General features: G+C 60.4%; 15 protein-coding genes. 12 read left to right on the forward strand and 3 right to left on the reverse strand.

The window, feature by feature from the left end; translation table 11 throughout:
• Positions 1–12: 12 nt before the first annotated feature.
• From CHH27_RS23375 to CHH27_RS23420, 10 genes are all read left to right on the forward strand, one after another.
• Entirely contained in the window at positions 13–1,068 is a 1,056-nt protein-coding gene (locus CHH27_RS23375) for a zinc-binding alcohol dehydrogenase (protein ID WP_094073728.1), read from the forward strand.
• A gap of 2 nt (positions 1,069–1,070) precedes the next feature.
• Entirely contained in the window at positions 1,071–1,469 is a 399-nt protein-coding gene (locus CHH27_RS23380; RefSeq protein ID WP_094073729.1) for a 6-carboxytetrahydropterin synthase, read from the forward strand.
• A 7-nt stretch (positions 1,470–1,476) separates the two neighbouring features.
• Complete coding sequence (locus CHH27_RS23385; protein WP_094073730.1) at positions 1,477–2,538, forward strand: glycosyltransferase family 4 protein; 1,062 nt, start codon at positions 1,477–1,479, stop codon at positions 2,536–2,538.
• Complete coding sequence (locus CHH27_RS23390) at positions 2,535–3,317, forward strand: class I SAM-dependent methyltransferase (protein ID WP_094073731.1); 783 nt, start codon at positions 2,535–2,537, stop codon at positions 3,315–3,317. The genes CHH27_RS23385 and CHH27_RS23390 overlap by 4 nt, the downstream gene beginning before the upstream one ends.
• An 81-nt stretch (positions 3,318–3,398) precedes the next feature.
• On the forward strand, positions 3,399–3,929 hold the full coding sequence (locus tag CHH27_RS23395; protein WP_094073732.1) for a cytochrome b: 531 nt from the start codon (positions 3,399–3,401) through the stop codon (positions 3,927–3,929).
• A gap of 210 nt (positions 3,930–4,139) precedes the next feature.
• Positions 4,140–4,388: an acyl carrier protein gene (locus CHH27_RS23400; RefSeq protein WP_094073733.1), complete on the forward strand. Its 249-nt coding sequence runs from the start codon at positions 4,140–4,142 to the stop codon at positions 4,386–4,388.
• 3 nt (positions 4,389–4,391) lie between these two features.
• Positions 4,392–5,573, forward strand: a complete 1,182-nt coding sequence (locus CHH27_RS23405) for an acyl-CoA dehydrogenase family protein (RefSeq protein WP_094073734.1) — start codon at positions 4,392–4,394, stop codon at positions 5,571–5,573.
• Between the two features lie 85 nt (positions 5,574–5,658).
• Positions 5,659–6,684 carry a DUF1839 family protein gene (locus CHH27_RS23410; RefSeq protein WP_094073735.1) on the forward strand — a complete coding sequence of 342 codons (1,026 nt, stop codon included), beginning with the start codon at positions 5,659–5,661 and terminating at the stop codon, positions 6,682–6,684.
• A gap of 126 nt (positions 6,685–6,810) precedes the next feature.
• The gene (locus CHH27_RS23415) at positions 6,811–9,300 is read left to right on the forward strand and encodes a glycoside hydrolase family 2 protein (RefSeq protein WP_198338278.1); all 2,490 of its coding nucleotides are present in this window, start codon (positions 6,811–6,813) and stop codon (positions 9,298–9,300) included.
• Between the two features lie 17 nt (positions 9,301–9,317).
• Complete coding sequence (locus tag CHH27_RS23420) at positions 9,318–10,382, forward strand: hypothetical protein (RefSeq protein ID WP_157739068.1); 1,065 nt, start codon at positions 9,318–9,320, stop codon at positions 10,380–10,382.
• A gap of 17 nt (positions 10,383–10,399) precedes the next feature.
• Here CHH27_RS23420 and CHH27_RS23425 read toward each other — a convergent pair whose 3' ends face one another.
• Positions 10,400–11,707 carry a lipopolysaccharide biosynthesis protein gene (locus CHH27_RS23425; RefSeq protein ID WP_094073737.1) on the reverse strand — a complete coding sequence of 436 codons (1,308 nt, stop codon included), beginning with the start codon at positions 11,705–11,707 and terminating at the stop codon, positions 10,400–10,402.
• Positions 11,708–11,955: 248 nt separating this feature from the next.
• Here CHH27_RS23425 and CHH27_RS23430 point away from each other — a divergent pair, with 248 nt between their 5' ends.
• The gene (locus CHH27_RS23430) at positions 11,956–12,636 is read left to right on the forward strand and encodes a polysaccharide deacetylase family protein (protein WP_157739069.1); all 681 of its coding nucleotides are present in this window, start codon (positions 11,956–11,958) and stop codon (positions 12,634–12,636) included.
• A gap of 57 nt (positions 12,637–12,693) precedes the next feature.
• On the opposite strand, the gene CHH27_RS23435 is transcribed toward CHH27_RS23430, so the two are convergent.
• A complete protein-coding gene (locus CHH27_RS23435; RefSeq protein WP_094073739.1) occupies positions 12,694–13,602 on the reverse strand; it encodes a glycosyltransferase in 909 nt (302 codons plus the stop codon).
• A gap of 170 nt (positions 13,603–13,772) precedes the next feature.
• Between CHH27_RS23435 and CHH27_RS23440 the strand changes: the two genes are divergently transcribed.
• Positions 13,773–15,554 carry an alpha/beta fold hydrolase gene (locus CHH27_RS23440; RefSeq protein WP_094073740.1) on the forward strand — a complete coding sequence of 594 codons (1,782 nt, stop codon included), beginning with the start codon at positions 13,773–13,775 and terminating at the stop codon, positions 15,552–15,554.
• A gap of 22 nt (positions 15,555–15,576) precedes the next feature.
• Here the strand turns inward: CHH27_RS23440 and CHH27_RS23445 are convergent, their stop codons facing one another.
• Positions 15,577–17,889 carry a GumC family protein gene (locus CHH27_RS23445; RefSeq protein WP_157739070.1) on the reverse strand — a complete coding sequence of 771 codons (2,313 nt, stop codon included), beginning with the start codon at positions 17,887–17,889 and terminating at the stop codon, positions 15,577–15,579.
• Positions 17,890–17,965 lie beyond the last annotated feature (76 nt).

Raw genomic sequence — 17,965 nt, forward strand, 5'->3', positions numbered from 1 at the left:
AGAGGGTAAAACATGGCCGCCGACGGACCGGTGACGCGCGACACAGGCAATGCGCAGGCGCTGTGGTACACGGGAAAGCAGGAGTGCCGCCTCGAGCCTGCGGCTGTTGTGAGCGGGGCCGGCGATGTTGTCGTCCAGTCTGTTTTCAGCGGTATCAGCCGCGGCACGGAAGGTCTTGTGTTTCGCGGTGAGGTTCCGATGAGCGAATGGCAGCGCATGCGCGCGCCTTTTCAGGAGGGCAGTTTTCCCTTCCCGGTAAAATACGGTTACGCCAATGTCGGCCGCGTCCTCGAAGGGGACCCGGATCTTGAAGGGCGTGTTGTCTTTTCGCTCTTTCCGCATCAAAGCGTCTTTGCTCTCCCGTCAGCGTCCTGCGTTCCGGTCCCGGACGGCATTCCAGCCGAACGCGCTGTTTTGGCAGCGAATATGGAAACGGCACTTAATGCTTTATGGGACGGAAAACCATCACCTGGGGATCACATCTGCGTGGTTGGTGGTGGTGTTGTCGGCCTCCTGACCGCATACGTTGCCGCGCGGCTGCCCGGATCACGGGTGACACTGGTCGACACGAATCAGGCGCGGGCCGGCATCGCCGACGCGTTCGGCCTCGACTTTGCCTTGCCGGAAGATGCCCCCCGCGACCAGGATCTCGTTTTTCACACCAGTGCAACATCCGCAGGCCTGGCAACGGCCCTGGCCGCCGCAGGCGACGGGACTTCGGTGGTGGAATTGAGCTGGTATGGCGCCAACCAGGTACAGGCGCCCCTGGGGGCAGATTTTCACTGCCGCCGCCTGAAACTGGTATCCAGCCAGGTCGGTACCATTCCGCTGGAACGGCAGGCGCGCTGGACCTATCGGCGCCGCCTGGAAACCGCGTTGACCCTGCTCGACGATCCGGTGCTTGATCGGCTGATCAGCCACCGGCTGCCGTTTCAAAGCCTTGCCGACCGTGTTCCCGAAGTGTTGAACAAGACGTCAGATGTTCTGGCGGCCGTTGTCCAGTATGACGGCGGCATCAACCGAGTTTCCCATCCCAAGACCGATAAACACGATTTTTCAGGACGATAGACATGTTTGCAGTCGAAGTACGCGACCACGTGATGATTGCCCATTCCTTCAGGGGCGAGCTGTTCGGCCCGGCCCAGGCGCTTCATGGAGCCACCTTTGTCATTGATGCGGCCTTTCTGGCCGAAAGCCTTGATGCAAACGGCGTGGTGATCGATATCGGCCGCGCGCACGAGGCCCTGAAAGAAGTGCTGGAACCGCTCAATTACAAGAACCTGGACGAGGTTCCGGAATTTGCCGGCATCAACACGACCACGGAATTCCTGACCAAGCATGTTCACGATCATCTCGCCCGTGCCGCGCGCGACAATCGGTTGGGCCGGCCGGGGGGCGAACTTGCCGCGATCCGGGTGACAATTTCCGAAAGCCACGTCGCGCGCGCCTGGTACGAAGCGTCGATCTAGGCCTCAAATGCCCGATCTCGTTTTTGCCTATCCAGGTGACCTCAATACGCCGACCGGCGGTTATGGGTATGACCGGCAGATCCTTGCCGGTCTGCGGCCGCTGGGCTGGCAGGTCACGCTTCTGCCGCTCGGCGACGGTTTTCCCTTTCCGTCGCAGGAAACGATCAACAAAGCATCCGACAAGCTGGCGACGTTGCCCGACGGAACTCTTGTCGTGGCTGATGGTCTCGCCTTCGGCGCCCTGGGCGAGGTGGCCGCAAGGATTGCCGATCATTTGACCCTGGTCGCACTGGTGCACCACCCGTTGTGCCAGGAAAACGGGCTCGACACTGCGCAGAAACACGTCTTGCTTGAGGGGGAAAGGGTGGCCTTGCAGCATGCGCGGCATGTGATCGTCACCAGCCCGGCAACGTCGGTTCAGGTGCAGAAGCTTTTCGGAGTTGACGGCAGCCGCGTGACGACGGTGCTGCCCGGAACCGAAAAGCCGCTGCCTTATCCGCGCCCGGAAGGTGACGTGGTCAAGCTGCTGTCGGTCGGCACCGTCGTGCCGCGCAAGGGCTATGACCTGTTGTTTTCAGCTCTCGCACCGCTGAAAGACCGCAAGGAAGCGCGGTGGCATCTAGATATCGTCGGCGGACTGACCTCGGACCCGGCGTGCCATGCGGATCTGAAAAGGCAGGCAACCGACCTGGGGCTGGCCGACCGCATTACCTTCCACGGAGCCGTTCCGGGCGATGATCTTGAAGCCTTTTACCGTGCGGCCAATGTCTTCGTTCTGGCCAGCCGCTACGAAGGATACGGCATGGCGTATACCGAAGCGCTTTCCCATGGCCTGCCCGTGATCGGCAGTGGCGGCGGCGCTGTGCGCGACACGCTGCCCGACGGGGCATCGATCTATTGTGGCACAGAGGATGTTGCGGCTCTCGGCGAGGCCCTTGAGCGGTTGATTTTTGATGCCTCCGAGCGGGGCAGACTGGAACAGGCAGCGCGCATTGCCGCGCGGGACCTGCCGGACTGGTCGGACATGGCAGGCCTGTTTGCCAGAACCTTGAGCGAGATCGGATCATGAGCGGGTTTTCATCTGAATGGCTGGCCTTGCGCGCACCACTCGACCTGGCGGCGCGAAACCGGGCCGTTGAAGCGGCGTTTATCGAAGCGTTGCCGAAAGGTGCGTTGCACCTTCTGGATCTTGCCAGCGGAACCGGTTCCACCGTCGAGGCCCTCTCGCCGTGGCTGGATCGACCGGTGACCTGGCAGCTGACCGACTATGACCCGCGACTGCTGCAGGTGGCCCGGGAGCGCTGGCCGGAAAACACCCGTATCCGCCAGATCGATCTTCAGGCCGATCTGGAACAATTGCCGTTTGACGAAGTGGATGCAGTGACGACATCCGCCTTTCTGGATCTGGCGTCACAAGACTTTCTGGAGCGTCTTGCCGATAAGGTCGCTGCGGCCGGCAAACCCTTTCTTGCCAGCCTGACCTATGATGGCCGCTCGGATTTTGATCCGGGTTACCCTAAGGACGCGGAGCTGCTGGAGGCGCTCAACCGGCACCAGAAGTCGGACAAGGGCTTTGGTCCGGCTCTTGGGCCAGATTCGGCCAAGACGGCCATTTCGCTGTTTGAGGACCGGGGTTTTCAGGTTGTTTCGGGCTTCTCCGATTGGCAGATCACGCCAAAGGCGTCGGCGTTTCTCCTGGAGTTCCTCGGAGGCTGGCTCCGCGTCGGCAAGGAGCTGAACTTGCCGGAAGACCTGCTGGAGGCCTGGTGGCAGGACCGAAGAACAAGGATCGAGGCGTCAAAACTCTTCATGACCGTGGGCCATATCGATTTTGTCGCGCTCCCCTGAGGTTCTCGTGAAGGCACAGCAGTTCTTGTCCAAATTGCCGAGCGTGCCTACGATGATCGAAACGGGAGAGGAGCTTTCGCGATGGCAAGGTCAGAGGAACGTTACAGCCTGGTTGCGCGGGCGATCCACTGGCTGACAGCCCTGATGGTGCTGACCATGGTGCCGGCAGGTCTCGTCATGATCCGGATCGACGGCGGTGCCCTGCAGAACCAGTTGTTCGACTTCCATCGCTCGGTCGGCATCGTTCTGATGATCCTGACGGTGTTCCGGTTGGCCTACAGGCTGACGCACAAACCGGCACCGTTGCCCGACAGCATGCCGGGTTGGCAGAAGCTGGCGGCCTCCGCGACCCACGTTTTCCTCTACGGCTTCCTGCTGATCAACCCGTTCCTCGGCTGGGTGGCGACGTCGGCCTACGGTGCGAAAATCTCGGTGTTCGGCCTGTTCACGATGCCGGCGATTGTCGCCAAGGACAGGGCATTGTCCGAACAGCTGTTCCAGATCCACCTGATCCTCGGTTTGCTGTTCACTCTGGCTGTCCTGATGCACATTGCCGCAGCGTTATATCATGGTTTCATCCGCCGGGATGGTGTGTTGAGCCGTATGGTGTAAGCCGATGAGGTCGCGCATACCTTAAGTTTATTGCTCTTTGATCGCGATTGAGAGTATTAAAGAAGGATTAACTTAAGAAAATTTTATCAGTGCTGTTTTGTAATTTTTTACCATGCGCTTTAAGTGCAGTTTATTCTTTTTTGCCCTAAATGACGCATCGGTACACAGGCACAGGTTCGCGATGAACCGACAGACACGGCAAGGACAATCATGAAACAGACCATCCGGACCCTCCTGGCAAAGCACGGCAACCTGCCGGTCGCCGTCGAAGAGATCGCCGACGCAGCAGATCTTTACGACGCGGGCCTGTCCTCCTTTGCGTCCGTTCAGGTGATGCTGGCGTTGGAAGAAGAATTCGATATCGAGTTCCCGGAACACCTGTTGAACCGCAAGTCCTTCTCCTCCGTGGACGAAATCAATGCGGCCCTGACCGAAATTCTCGAAGACCAGGCAGCCTGACCCATGACCGCAGCAGCCAAGATCACGGCCATGGCACTGGCCGACCGTGCGAAGCGTGCCGCCAAGGTGGCCGCCGAATTTGCCGATCAGGTGGATATTGAAGGCCGGTTTCCCGCCGAAGGCATGAATGCCCTGAAAGCCGAGCGGCTGATGGGGATCATGATCCGGCCGGAGCTCGGCGGCGAAGGGGCCACCCTTACAGAGGTTGCCGACATCTGCGCCATTCTTGGCCAGGCCTGCTCGGCGACAGCCATGACCTATGCCATGCACCAGATCCAGATTGCCAGCCTGGCCGATTATGCCGTCGGCAGTGCCTGGCATGAGGCGTTCCAGCGCCGCATCTGTGCCGAACAGCTGCTGATCGCCTCTGCGACCAGTGAAGCCGGCATCGGCGGCAATCTGCGCAATTCCCTGTGTGCGATCGAGGTCGACGGCGACACGGCGCGCCTGACGAAAGACGCGACCGTGATTTCCTATGGCGCCGACGCGGATGCCATCATGGTCACCTCGCGCCGTCATCCGGACGCCGCGCATTCCGATCAGGTCGCGACGATCTTTTCCAAGGACCAGTACACGCTCGAGCAGACCAGTAAATGGGACACGCTCGGTATGCGCGGCACCTGCTCCGACGGCTACATCTTCAAGGCCGAAGCGCCTGCCGAGCAGATCCTGCCGCGGCCCTTCGCCGAGATCGCGGCGCAGTCCATGCTGGCCGTGTCGCATCTTCTGTGGGGATCGCTCTGGTACGGCATTGCCGCCGACGCCGTTGCCCGCGGGCAGAGCTTCGTCAAGGCGGCTGCGCGCAAGTCGCCCGGACAGGTGCCTCCGGGTGCCCTGCGTCTTGCCGAGGCGTCCAGCCTGTTGCAGCTGGTCAAGGCCAACGTGGTCGCCGGCCTGAAGCAGTTCGAAGGCTGCAAGGGCGACAGCGATGCGCTCAATGCCATGAGCTTTTCCGTGGCTATGAACAACATCAAGATCGGCACGTCCCAGACGATCCTGGAGATCATCAATCACTGCATGCTGATCTGCGGAATTGCCGGCTACAAGAACGGCACGCCGTTCAGCCTGGGCCGCCATCTGCGCGATGCCCATTCGGCACAGCTGATGATTTCCAACGACCGCATTCTCGGCAACACGTCGACCATGCTTCTGGTCAACAAGCAAGACACCAGCCTGCTTGGATGATACTGGACGTGGAAGCTGCCCTATCAGGGCCGGCGGTCAAGTCGGCTCTGGCACTGCCTTGTCGATCTGAAGGGAAACGGCATCAATGACCGAAGCTGTCTTTGACCGTCTCAGCGCGGCCACCTATCAGCGTAGCCCGCTCCATGCCCAGGACCGGGACTGGCCAGAGACCAACTGTTATCTGGACATCTGGATCGAGCTGCTGCCCTCGCTCGGACTGCCGCCCGAGGCCTGCCTTGCCTACTCGGTGACCCAGGATTTTGAAGGTGACCAGTTCACGTTCTTCAAGGTTCCGCTGGAAGATCTGGAAGCGCTCTACGGGCTGAAAGTCACCGAACTGGCCATCTATGACCGGGTCGAGTACCACATTCAGCAGCAGATCGAGCGCGGCCGGGCATCGCTGGTTGAAGTCGACAGCTATTTCCTGCCCGACACCCACGGCATCGGCTATCACCAGGCGCACGGCAAGACCACGATTGTCGCCAACTGGATGGATTTCGACACGCGGACCATGGAGTATTTCCACGGTCTCGGCCTGCACCGGCTCGAGGGCGATGATTTCGACGGCATCTTCCAGCGCGGTGATCATGCCAAGCCAACACCGTTTCTGCCTTATACCGAGTTCGTGAAATTTCCAAAAGTGGCGCCGACCCCGGAGCACATTCTGGCAGTGTCGGAGGCGCTCCTGCGGCACCACCTCAAGCGGCGTCCGGCGACAAACCCGATTGCAGCCTTTGCAAAGGTGTTCCCGGCGCAGGTGGAAAAGGTCAGCGAACGCGAATTCGACTTCTTCCATCTCTACGCCTTCAACACCCTTCGCCAGGTCGGGGCGAATTTCGAGCTGCTTTCCTCCTATCTGGAGTGGCTGGTTGCGCAGGATCGCCCGCAAGTGGCCGATGGTATTGCGCTGGCGAAGTCCATCTCCTCGACGGCCAAGATGGTGCAGTTCAAACTGGCCCGCGCCGTAATGCGCAAGAAATTCCAGGGTCTGGAAGAGGGACTGGCGCCCGCAATCGACGCCTGGGACAGCCTGATGACGCTGCTCGACGCGCAATATGGCGCTGCAGAGAGCTCTCGTTTCGAACCCGTCAGCAGCGCCGCCGGAGCGTGAGCCGCGTTTGTCGGGATCAAAACGGACGCGCTTCAACCGCAGCGTTATCCTGAGGAGACGTTTCGGGTCGGGGCGAGATCCAAAAAGTGACATGAACGGCTGAATGGCCGGAGACTGGACCGAGACGTGCCTGAGCAGACTGAAAGGACCCGGATGATCGATCTGTCCGGAATAAGCTGGACTCTGTCGGTGACCGAAGCCGGGGCCTTTACCTCGCCGCTCGTGACGGGCCATCAGTGGGATATCGTCCCTGCGAAAGTCCCGGGAACCGTCGCAGCGGCTCTTGCCGAGGTGGGGCGCTATGACCCGGACAACCCGGCGCCGCTGCACGACAAGGACGTCTGGTACGAGGGCTGGTTTGATGCCGAGCCCGGTGACTATCGCCTCTGCTTCGACGGTCTGGCGACCATCGCCGAAGTCTATCTCAACGACACGCTGGTGCTGGACAGCCGGAACATGTTCCGCCGTCACGAGGTTCCGGTCACGCTGGACACGCGCAATGTTCTGAAGCTGTGTTTTCGCGCGCTGACACCACATCTGGAGGCCAAGGGGCCGCGGGCGCGCTGGAAGCCGCAGCTGGCCACGTCCCAGGGATTGCGCCTGATCCGCACAACTCTCCTGGGACACATGCCCGGCTGGTGTCCCGAAATCCATGCCGTTGGCCCCTACCGGCCGATCAGGATCGAACCGGCCGATAGGCCCAGGATCAGCAATCAGCATGTCCTGGCGGACCTGGCGCCAGACGGCAGCGCGGCCCTCACGGTTGCCCTGCGGTTGGAAAACTCCGACGCGGTCCCGGTTCTGAGCTGTGCGGGCAGCACGGCGGAAATGGATCTTCAGGAGGACGGCTCCTACGTGGCAACGCTGCGCCCTGAAACCATAACGCCTTGGATGCCGCACACCCATGGCACACCGGCGCTTTACGATATTACGGTTCACGCGGCCGATCAGACATTTACGCTCGGAAAAACCGGCTTCCGGCGCGTGGAGGCAGATCATGGTGCCGACGGCAAGGGCTTTGGACTCAAGATCAACGGTGTTCCGGTTTTCTGCCGCGGTGCAGTCTGGACCAGTGCCGATCTCCTGAGCCTTGCCGGGGATGAGGAAACCTATCGTCCGCTTCTGGAGCAGGCCCGGGATGCCGGCATGAACATGCTGCGCATTGGCGGCACCATGCTTTACGAGACCAGGGCATTCTTTGAGCTGTGTGATGAGCTCGGTCTTCTGGTCTGGCAGGACTTCCAGTTTGCCAATTACGATTACCCGGTAAAGGACGACGCCTTTGTCGAGGAAGTCCAGGCGGAGGTCCGGGACCAGCTTGCTGTCAGCATGGGGTGTCCGTCGCTCGCCGTTTTGTGCGGTGGCAGCGAGATCTACCAGCAGGGCGCCATGATGGGGCTGCCGGAAAGCCGCTGGAAAGGACCGCTCTGCGAGGACATCCTGCCGTCATTCACCATCGGCTTGCGGCCTGATGTGCCTTATGTTCCGAATTCGCCTTGTGGCGGCACCTTGCCCTTTTCGCCGAATGAAGGCGTTGCGCATTATTACGGCGTCGGCGCCTATCTGCGGCCGCTGGAGGATGCCCGGCGGGCAGAGGTCCGCTTTGCCGGTGAATGCCTGGCCTTTTCCAACATTCCTTCCCCGGAAAGCCTTGCTGACGGCTTGCCCGTCAAACCCGGCCACGATCCGCGCTGGAAAGCGCGCGTGCCACGCGACCGCGGCGCCGGCTGGGATTTTGAGGATGTGCGCGACAACTATCTGAAGACCCTTTACGGGGTTGACCCGGCCGAGCTGCGGTATGGCGATCCTGACCGGTATCTGGATTTCGGCCGTCTGGTGACAGGCGAGGTCATGGAACGGACCTTTGCCGAATGGCGCCGCCCCGGGTCTCCCTGTCAGGGTGCGCTGGTCTGGACCTTTCAGGATCTGGCGCTCGGCGCCGGTTGGGGTGTGGTCGACGCTGCCGGACAGCCAAAACCGGCCTATTTTGCCTTGAAGCGCGCCTTCCGTCCGCTCCAGGTGAGCGTGACCGATGAAGGCACCAACGGCCTTGCGGTCCACGCGATCAATGACGGACCGGAAAAGGTGGGCGTGACCCTGTCGCTCAGCTGCCTGCGCGACGGTCAGCTGCCGGTGGTCTCCGGCAGGACCGATCTGACGCTGGCCCCGCAGAGCGCGCAGACCCTGAACGCAGTTGACCTGATCGGAGCGTTTTTCGACGTGACCTACGCCTATCGCTTCGGACCGCTGTCGCACGACGTGACGGTGGTGCAGCTGACAGACACCGCGAGCGGGGAGCTGTTGGCCGACGCCTTTCATCGGACCGGGGGTGAGCTTGCACCACCCCATTTTGATCTGCCGGACTGCGAATTGCGGCGCGAGCCGGATGGCAGCTGGCAGCTCGATCTGACCGCCCGGCGCTTCCTGCAATCGGTGTCGCTGTCGGTGCCGGGATACCTGCCGGAGGACAACTGGTTTCACCTGGCCCCCGGCGCCATAAAGCGTATCAGGCTGAAATGTTGTGTTCCGTCCGAGGAAGCGCTAAGCCCGACGGGTACGCTCCGGGCGATCAACCTGGGCCGGCAGTTGGCTCTCAAACCCACAGACACCGAGTGACCGGGAACCACGACAGAATGACCTCTTCGTCCAAGGCGCCCCATCGGGTCACCATGCAGATCAACACCTATCCGCTCGATCTGCCGCATTTCGAAGCCACACTGGCCCACAAGATGCGGGCTTTCGGCTCGCAGGTGGACCGCACCATCGTGACCGTTGACGTCCGGCCGCCGCAGTCGGGCCGCTACAAGGGCGATCCGAAGGCCAATCGCTACATGCAGAGCCTGGAAACGTTCCGCGCGCTCTATCCCGTTCTGGAAAGCCAGTACGACAATCTCTCCTTTCACGAGGTCGATTACAGCGCCGCGGAAAAGCGAGTCGTCTCGGACTACTTCCTCGGTTCCGAAGAAATGCCGGACAAGGCCTGGGACGGTGGCCCGTTCTACTGCTACTTCCAGGGCATTCTTGAAGCCGACAGCGACTATGTTCTGCACATGGATGCAGACATGCTCTATGGCGGCATGAGCCAGACCTGGGTCGACGAGGCCATCGCGCTCCTGCAGGAGCGGGACGACCTGCTCTTTGCCAGCCCACTGCCCGGGCCGCCCCATCCGGGCGGGCTCAAGGGCAAGCACGACGGCGCCGACCATGCCTTTGACGAGGACGAGGTCGATGGCCGTGTCGCCTACCGCTTCCACTTTGTCTCGACGCGCATCTTCCTGATGGACATGAAACGCTTCAAGGAACGCGTCGGCACGCTGGATCTCGATACGCCACGGTTGAGCTACCGTCTGCGCGGCCTGCTTCTTGGAAATCCGATCAAGGCGCTGAGTGCGGAACAGGTGCTCAGCCTGACCCTGCAGAAACACGGGCTCGGCAACATGTGTTTCGCCGGGGCAGGCGATGGGCTCTATTCGCTGCACCCGCCGTTCCACTATCCCGCGTTTCATGCGGCCCTTCCCGGGCTGATCGACCGGGTGGAACGCGGCGATATCCCCGATGGCCAACGCGGCGACTACGACATCAATGACAGCTTGTTTGACTTTTCGGAGATGCGCCAGAATCACGCACGCCACAAGCGCGTCACACGCCGCCTGATGGACTTCGTGACCTATTGGAGTGCCCGCCTGAAGGCTTCCTGAAACGGTTCCCAGCCCTATTAGCGAGCATCCGACGCATCGGCGTTCCTGACCTTTGTGTTCTTGCGAGCGACCAGCCCCCAGGTCAGGGCAACAATCCCGGCCTGCAGCGCCATGCGGGAAAGAACGGCACCTTCCAGACCGCCCAGATCGCAGCCGACCCAGACAACGCCGACAATCACGAAATTCGACAGAAACACCAGTACCACGCGTGTGCCCTGCATGCCGATGGAACGCATGATGTCGGCACCGATACCGGCCGCCCCCAAAAGAAGCGGATAGACTGCCAGCAGCTTGATCAGCCCGACGGCCTCCACGTATTCCGTGCCCAGCAGGAGCGGAACATAATCGGCAATCAGGAAGACAAAGATCGCGACGAGAAGGCCTAGTCCGGAAATCACCGGCAGCACACGCATGCCGAACGCGATGCCATGTTCAGCGCCCTTGTCGGCATGACGGAAATAGCGGGTGTAGGTGGCATAGAGCGCCGCCTTGACCGGAGTTGTAGCGGCATCGATGATGCGGAAAGCGGCCGTGTAGATACCGGCCTGAGCCGGGCCCAGCAGCTGCACCACCACCGGTTTGTCGAGGTCGCGCATGCCGGAGACGGAGGTGAATTCCAGGCTCAGCAGGAACCCCTGCCGAAATTCGAAACCTGAAAAAACCGGGCACGGCAGACCGTAGTCCTTGAGCACCATCATCAGGGACACGCCGGATGCGGCAAGACTGGCGCCGACATACCACAGGGCCCAGGTGTCCAGATCCACGGTCTCGGCGGTCAGGGTCAGCAGTGCGACGGCCAGAAAGCGCAAGATCATGATGGCATTGTCGACAGCAAATTGTTTGCCGGCCCTGTCATGAGCCATATAGGTCGCTGAACACAGGAACGAGACTTTCCGGAAAATGCATTCCGCGGCCAGGATGTAGAACAGGCCGAAGACACTGAACGTGCCTGTGTCGAGAAAATAGAATATGGCGAAGGCGAAGGCGATGGCCGGAGCGAAAGTCATCAGCATCATGGCCAGCGCCCGGCCGAAATATTGTGCGAAAACGTCACGGTTGACTGCCAGGCGCTGGATCAGCAGGTGGTCGCTGCCAAGCCCGACAAACACGCTGACCATCAAGGCAATCGCCGAAACGCTCGCGAAGATGCCGTAGCCACCCGGACCGAGAGCGCGGCTGATCAGAGCGAAATAGCCGAACTGGGTGACAATCTGGAGACTGAAATTAATGCCGTAATAGATCGTATTGCGCACGACCGGGCGGCTGCCGATCTCGCGAAGTCTCCCGATCGTACCTGCGGGCCGTTGCTGCTCATGTTCGCTCACCGTCGGTCCCCGTGGTTGAGGTCGGATAATAGGAAGGGCGGATTCGGCATTGGCTCAACAAGGCTCTGTGATGTTGACGAAGGTCAGGCGCGGTGTCCGGGTTCGGCGAGGCATATCACTGCACCGGTTAACATTCTGACCCGGTGACAGTTTTTTCAAGAAGTTGGTTTTATTGATCCAGTATCGCATTCTCCGGCTGGCCGTTGGATTGAATGTGGGTCCAGCACCGGGAAAAAGGCAACGCGCATATGTTGGCCAGAACACAGGTTCTTACATTTCATGGCATTGGCGAGCCTGCGGTGCCAATCTCCGCCGACGCTCAGCGCTACTTTGTTTCGAAGGACGTCTACCGCAGGACCATTGCCGCTTTGACCGATCTGGAGCAAAGTCACGATGTCCGCATGGAGGTCACTTTTGATGACGGCAATCTGTCTGACTTCACAGTTGGACTGCCTGCCTTGGTCGAGGCTGGCCGGTCAGGCCGGTTCTTCGTGCTTGCCGGACGCATTGGCGAGACTGGCTATCTGACTGTTGGGCAGATCCGGGAAATTCAGGCTGCCGGATCCAGGATCGGCTGCCACGGTCATGACCATGTCGACTGGCGCAAACTGGACAAGGCTGGATTTCAAAAAGAACTGTTCGATGCCCGTCGCAAAATCGAGGATGCGCTGGGCGCCCCGGTGACGGAAGCGGCGATCCCGTTCGGGGCGTTCAATCGTCAGGTTCTGGGGAAGCTGAAGGAAGCCGGATACCGTCGCATCTACACCAGCAACCACGGTCTTGCACATGACGCCGCCTGGTTCTGTCCGCGCTGGTCGGTGGTCGACACCTTTGATCCAGATCGAGATATTGCGCCAAGACTAAGCCTCAAGCAGAAATTCATAAGCTCTGCCTACGCCGTGGCGCGGCGGATGCGTTACCGGTTCTGACAGGGCGGAAGAAGCTGCCCGCGTTCCGGAATGATCGCCCTGGGGGACACTACCTCCCTACTTCGGAGCGCTGTAGAGTTCTGCAAGCGGCAAATTGAAGACAGCGCGAAGCTTGCCTTTGTTCAGGCACGACTTCTGCCGCAGGCGGAACGACTTCGGCCTGTCAAAGAGCCGCAATGCTGCTGCCAGAAGTCCTGCGGCAAGCCATTTGGCAAAGGCTGCCAATGCAAAGATGATATGCCAGAGCGGGTCCGGATGGCGCGTCAGCCGCATCTGGCCATAGGACTGTCCGGCGCGCACTGCCCGGCTCAGTACGTAGCTTTCCGACAGACGCTCGGCCGGCACATGCTCGCGGGCAATCGCGTCATCCGTGACGAAGATGCGTGCTCCTCGTTCGGCGGCCTGTCCGAAGAAGATCGTGTCTTCGCCGCCTGTCCGTCCGTAAGTTTCGTCGAACCTGAGTTCCAGTGCGCGGATGAGCTCCATATTGACAAGCGTGTTGCCCCCGCGACCCGTGTAGATCCGTTTCCCGCGAATTCCCCAGTCCATGTAAAGCGGGTTGGCCGTCTTGAACCAGGCCGGCGTCTTTTCCGGGTAAACCGGATGCACCGGACCGACCACGACATCGGCCTGGAAGTCCCTCTGGCAGGCAAACAACCTTTCCAGCCAATCGGCTTCCACCCATTCGTCGTCGTCGACAAAAACAAGCCAGTCACCCGTTGCTGCATCCAGCAATGCGTTGCGTGCCGTGGATATATTGCCGCTGGCGACCGAGAGACAGGTAACGTCGAGACCTTTCACCGGATGGCTTGCAACCAGCTTCGTGGCGGCGCCGTCGCGCGAATCGTCGGCGATCAGAACATCCAGGACCACCCCGTCCGGCCGCTTGACCTGTGCGATCGATGTCAGTGTATCGATCAGGGTCGCACGACCGATGCTGGCAATGGCCACGGACGCTTTGAACATGTTGAGAGAACTCCGGTTTGGATTAAGAGTGTCTTGAGACGCTTTGTGTTTTGGTATGCACCAAAGATCCCTGCGGCATTATTAAAAATGGCCCAGACACTTCGGGCACTTTACATGTGTTTCGATCTAGGCAAACAAGAACACTAGGGCAACCGGGACGTCATCCCTCCATGGACCAGCACGTGACCACCAGTCAGACCGACGCCGCGCAGGGCGAAAGCCAGGCACCTGCACAGCCTTTTTTCTTTGATGGACTGGCGGGCTATTTTCACGCAGCAGGCGGTTCCACTGCCGTTTTGCTGCTCAGTCCGTGGGGATACGAGGAACTCTGTTCTCGCAAAAGCTACCGGATGCTGGGCGAAAAACTGGCCGAAGCCGGTTACCCGTGCCTTCGCTTTGACTACCCGGCGACCGGTCACTCAAACGGTGAGGCATCGGCTCTCCACGATAATCACGCCTGGCGCACCGCAGCGCGGAAAGCTCTGGCCGCGTTAAGACACCATTCCGGCGCGGAGCGGATTCTGGTCGCGGGGCAGGGCATCGGCGCAAGTCTTGCTGCCGACCTGGTGCAAAATGAAGCCGTATCGGGCCTGCTGCTGATGGCTCCCGTGGCGCAGGGGCGCGCCTACTTGCGTGAACTGGCCGCCTGGACCGCCATGACCCGGCCAACCTTTCTGGTCAGCGCGTCCGATGGGCCCGCAGGTGGTCTGATGGCTGGCGGCTTTGTCCTGTCGCCGGAAAGCGCCGAGGAAGTCAAAACTCTCAACCTTTTCAAGATGGAAGCACCAGTGTCCATCCCGACACTTCTGGTCACCCGCAAGGAGCATCCCGGCGACGACAAGCTGGCAGAACACTATGCGGCGTGCGGTGTACAGGCGGACCGGTTGGAGTTTGACGGTTATGTCGATTACGTCTCAGACCCGACGCTTTCCATTGCACCCGTAAAGACGCTGGAAGCCGTCGTCGATTGGGTCAAAAGCACCTTTCCGATCGAGGTAGCGGCCGCGGCGCCCTTGGAGCTGCAATCGGACACAAGCCTTGCACCTGAGCCCGGCTTGCAGGAAGGACTCGTGCGTTTCGGTCCGCAGGACATGTTTTTCGGCGCGGTGACGAAACCACAAGACGGCGCCCCCAAGACGGCGGTTGTGATCCTGAACTCGGGCTATGATCACTCCATCGGCTGGGCGCGCATGAATGTTGGATTTGCGCGCGCGCTTGCGAGCCAGGGGGTGGCGGTGCTGCGCATGGATCTCGCCGGCATCGGAGAAAGCCGATATTGGCCCGGCCAGAACCGGCAGGTGCTTTATTCCGACAAGCAGGTCGATGACGTGCGTGCCGCCATCGATTTCGTGAAAGACAATCTGGATGTTGAAACCATCGTTCTGAGCGGTCGTTGCAGCGGCGCCTACCTTGCACTGCTGGCGACAGCGGAAGATGAGCGTGTGTCGGCGGCGTTTCTGATCAACCCGCGCCGGCTTGTCTGGAACCCGGACGAAGACGTCGACCTGGCGATCCAGGAACCGATCCAGACCCTGGAATCCTATGGCCGCAAGGCCTTTGACAGACAAACCGTGCGGCGCGTTTTAAGCGGCGACATCAAACTCTCCTCCGCCCTTCGAAAGGTCGCGACCGCGTTCCACCGAAAGTCCGATGAAGCCTTCGCACCTGTTCTGCGACGCTTCTCCACTCATCATCGTCTTTCCTCGGTCTTACACAGGCGCCTTGCGAATCTTAAAAACCGGGGCGTCCCGGTTTGCCTTCTCTACAGCGAAAACGACCGTGGCCTGAGCGAACTTGATACCTGGTTCGGTACCAACCGAAAGAGGTTGGCTGACTATCCGAACCTGTCAGTCCGTTTTCTGTCTGACGCAGACCACAATGTGACACCGCTGCCGGCAAGACAGGAAACACAGGCCCTTTTGCTGGAATTCGTTTCTGATCAGGCAGGCTGAACAACCGGCACGTCCCGGAGCGTTATCGCGCGTATTTCCGGCTGGGGGCAACGTTGCTGCCAGTCATGGTTCGCACGAGTCCGGCAGGCCTCCCATCGGCGACCGTCAACAGATCCCGTGAGAGAATCGGCATGGAAATCTGGGGTTCTTCCCGCTCGGCAACCGTGACCAGAAAACTCGTCGCGAGGCCGGCCAGCGGGTCGTCTTCTACCAGCTGGGGCAATGCCACACCGTCAATAATCACCAGGTCGTAGTCACGCGCAACATCGGCAAATTCGAAGGCCTCGCGGATATTCATCCGGTGATGTTTGTATTTTGGCAGGCCTGAAACAAGCGACAGGAAGGAGATGTCGAGCTCATCGTAGCCGACAACACGGTCGCGCATGGTGGCGCCGAGAGCGTCTTCATCCAGACTGAGGTCGTGGCTCAGCATGCGTTGCTTCGGTTCTCCGTCTGCAAGAAGAACATCCATGCCGCGTTGGGCGGCCGCCAGTGCCAGCGCCAGGGCGCTGACCGTCTGGCCGTGGCCGAGTGCCGGCGAGGTCAGAAAGACGATCTGACTCTGACCGACACGCGGCGTACGTTCGATCTCGGTCACGATCCTGTCGGCGCTCCGGCCGAATTCACGGCCCGGGCCATTATGGTTGGCGTAAAACTGATCCACAGCATCCTGAACTGCGGTGACGATATCTGCATCCAGTAGACGCAGTGTGCCGCGTTCATCCGATCCGGTCAGCCAGGGAAGATCGCTGACGACTTTCAGGCCTCGGGCGCGTTGCTGCGGTACACGGCGGATCGCCTTGACGGCTGACTGCAGAGATCCGACGGACGGCGCGCGAGCATTGTCCGCTTGCCAATCCGGATCCCGGGTCACAGGAGCTGCGGGGGTCGCAACAGCGGGTGCTTGCATCGCAGCCTGGGCGGGCGCCGGCTCGATTGCAGCCATAAGGTGTTTTTTTATGATCCGGAAAGCTTCTGCTCCGACCGCGAGGGCCGTGCCGACCAGGACGCCGAGAATGCCTGCAAGGACCACCATGATCTTCTTTTTGGGCCAGACAGGACTGTCAGGGACCACCGCAGGTGTGATGATCCGTGCAAACGGCAGGACGACCTGATCGAGTTCGCTGATCTGTTTCGCGCGAGCGAGTGCGATCTCGTAGAGCGAGCGGGTCGCCTGGGCCTCGGTTTCCAGTTCACGCAGTTTGATCGAGGCAGCACTGTCCGCATTGTTCAGATTGCGGGATGCATCGATCTGTTCTTCCAGCTTGCCGACGCGCTCCTGGTTGACCTTCAGGTCGATCTGGGTGGATTCAGCGATCCGGTTGACTTCCTCGCGAATGAGGCCGCGTATGCGTTGCAACTGTGACCTGGCCCGGATGACGGACGGGTGGGAGGGCAGCAGGTCCGCCAACAGTTCCGCTTCGTTTCTGGCCGCCTGGGCAAATTGTTCGCGGAGCCGCGTAATCGTACCGGAATTGACGACGTCGCCGATGGCTTCTGCGTCGACCCCGTTTTGAAGCACGCGCTGGATTTCGTCGTTCTTCGCTGTCGCTTCAGCGAGAGCGGCCCGCGCTTCCACAAGCTGGGAGTTCAGGCCGGAAAGCTCCTGCTCGTTGAGCAGTAGGCCCTGATCGGCGCTTTGAAGTTTGTTCTCGGCGCGAAATCTCTGGATATCGGATTCCGCCTGGCGCAGCCGCTCCCGCAGGCTCACCAGCCGGTCGTCGATCTGATAGGTGGCCTCCTTTGAGGCCTTTCCCACCTGCCGGCTTTGGTCGCTGAGATAACTTTCGGCAATCGCATTGGAAAGGACAGCGGCCTGGGTCGGACTGGGAGATTCGACGGAGACATTGATGACATAGGTTTGGCCGACGCGTTTCACGACGAGGGCGTCAGAGAGTTTTTCGAGCGCCGCAGTCTCGGCCGCTTCCATGGTTTCGTCACTGGGCGCCGTTCTGCCCCGGACCATACCGAGGATCTGGCTGATCAGACCGGGGGATGCTTCAGTATTGAACACCGGATCGGTGGTCAGGTTGTTCCTGCGCACGACGGGACGCAGCACCGTGTCGGAGTTTATGACAGAGATCTGGCTGTCGATAACTTCCGCCCCCTGGGCGAAGCGGCTCGGCCGGTTCGGTTCGTCGAAGGGCTGGCGAACGGTTGGGTCGTAAAGAACCTGAGAGGTCGCTTGATAGATCGGCGTCAGGGTCAATGACCACGAAACGGTGCCAATCACAAACACAAATGCAATCAGAAAAACGAAGAGAATTCGCTGACGTAGGACGCCTACGATCCCAAGCACATCGAGCGCAAGGTTATTTGCATCTTGGGATGGCATTTCGGAATTGGTCTTCACGACGGTTACTTGCGCTCGAGGAATATCAGGCTTGGCCAGCCTACACACTTGCCAGCAG

This window comes from Labrenzia sp. VG12 (assembly GCF_002237595.1).
GTDB lineage: Bacteria > Pseudomonadota > Alphaproteobacteria > Rhizobiales > Stappiaceae > Roseibium.

Excerpts from the sequence above, each read along its gene's own strand:
- CHH27_RS23375 (WP_094073728.1), top strand. The coding sequence starts at position 13 with ATGGCCGCCGACGGACCGGTGACGCGCGACACAGGCAATGCGCAGGCG.
- CHH27_RS23380 (WP_094073729.1), top strand. The coding sequence starts at position 1,071 with ATGTTTGCAGTCGAAGTACGCGACCACGTGATGATTGCCCATTCCTTC.
- CHH27_RS23385 (WP_094073730.1), top strand. The coding sequence starts at position 1,477 with ATGCCCGATCTCGTTTTTGCCTATCCAGGTGACCTCAATACGCCGACC.
- CHH27_RS23390 (WP_094073731.1), top strand. The coding sequence starts at position 2,535 with ATGAGCGGGTTTTCATCTGAATGGCTGGCCTTGCGCGCACCACTCGAC.
- CHH27_RS23395 (WP_094073732.1), top strand. The coding sequence starts at position 3,399 with ATGGCAAGGTCAGAGGAACGTTACAGCCTGGTTGCGCGGGCGATCCAC.
- CHH27_RS23400 (WP_094073733.1), top strand. The coding sequence starts at position 4,140 with ATGAAACAGACCATCCGGACCCTCCTGGCAAAGCACGGCAACCTGCCG.
- CHH27_RS23405 (WP_094073734.1), top strand. The coding sequence starts at position 4,392 with ATGACCGCAGCAGCCAAGATCACGGCCATGGCACTGGCCGACCGTGCG.
- CHH27_RS23410 (WP_094073735.1), top strand. The coding sequence starts at position 5,659 with ATGACCGAAGCTGTCTTTGACCGTCTCAGCGCGGCCACCTATCAGCGT.
- CHH27_RS23420 (WP_157739068.1), top strand. The coding sequence starts at position 9,318 with ATGACCTCTTCGTCCAAGGCGCCCCATCGGGTCACCATGCAGATCAAC.
- CHH27_RS23430 (WP_157739069.1), top strand. The coding sequence starts at position 11,956 with ATGTTGGCCAGAACACAGGTTCTTACATTTCATGGCATTGGCGAGCCT.
- CHH27_RS23435 (WP_094073739.1), bottom strand. The coding sequence starts at position 13,602 with ATGTTCAAAGCGTCCGTGGCCATTGCCAGCATCGGTCGTGCGACCCTG.
- CHH27_RS23440 (WP_094073740.1), top strand. The coding sequence starts at position 13,773 with ATGGACCAGCACGTGACCACCAGTCAGACCGACGCCGCGCAGGGCGAA.
- CHH27_RS23445 (WP_157739070.1), bottom strand. The coding sequence starts at position 17,889 with ATGCCATCCCAAGATGCAAATAACCTTGCGCTCGATGTGCTTGGGATC.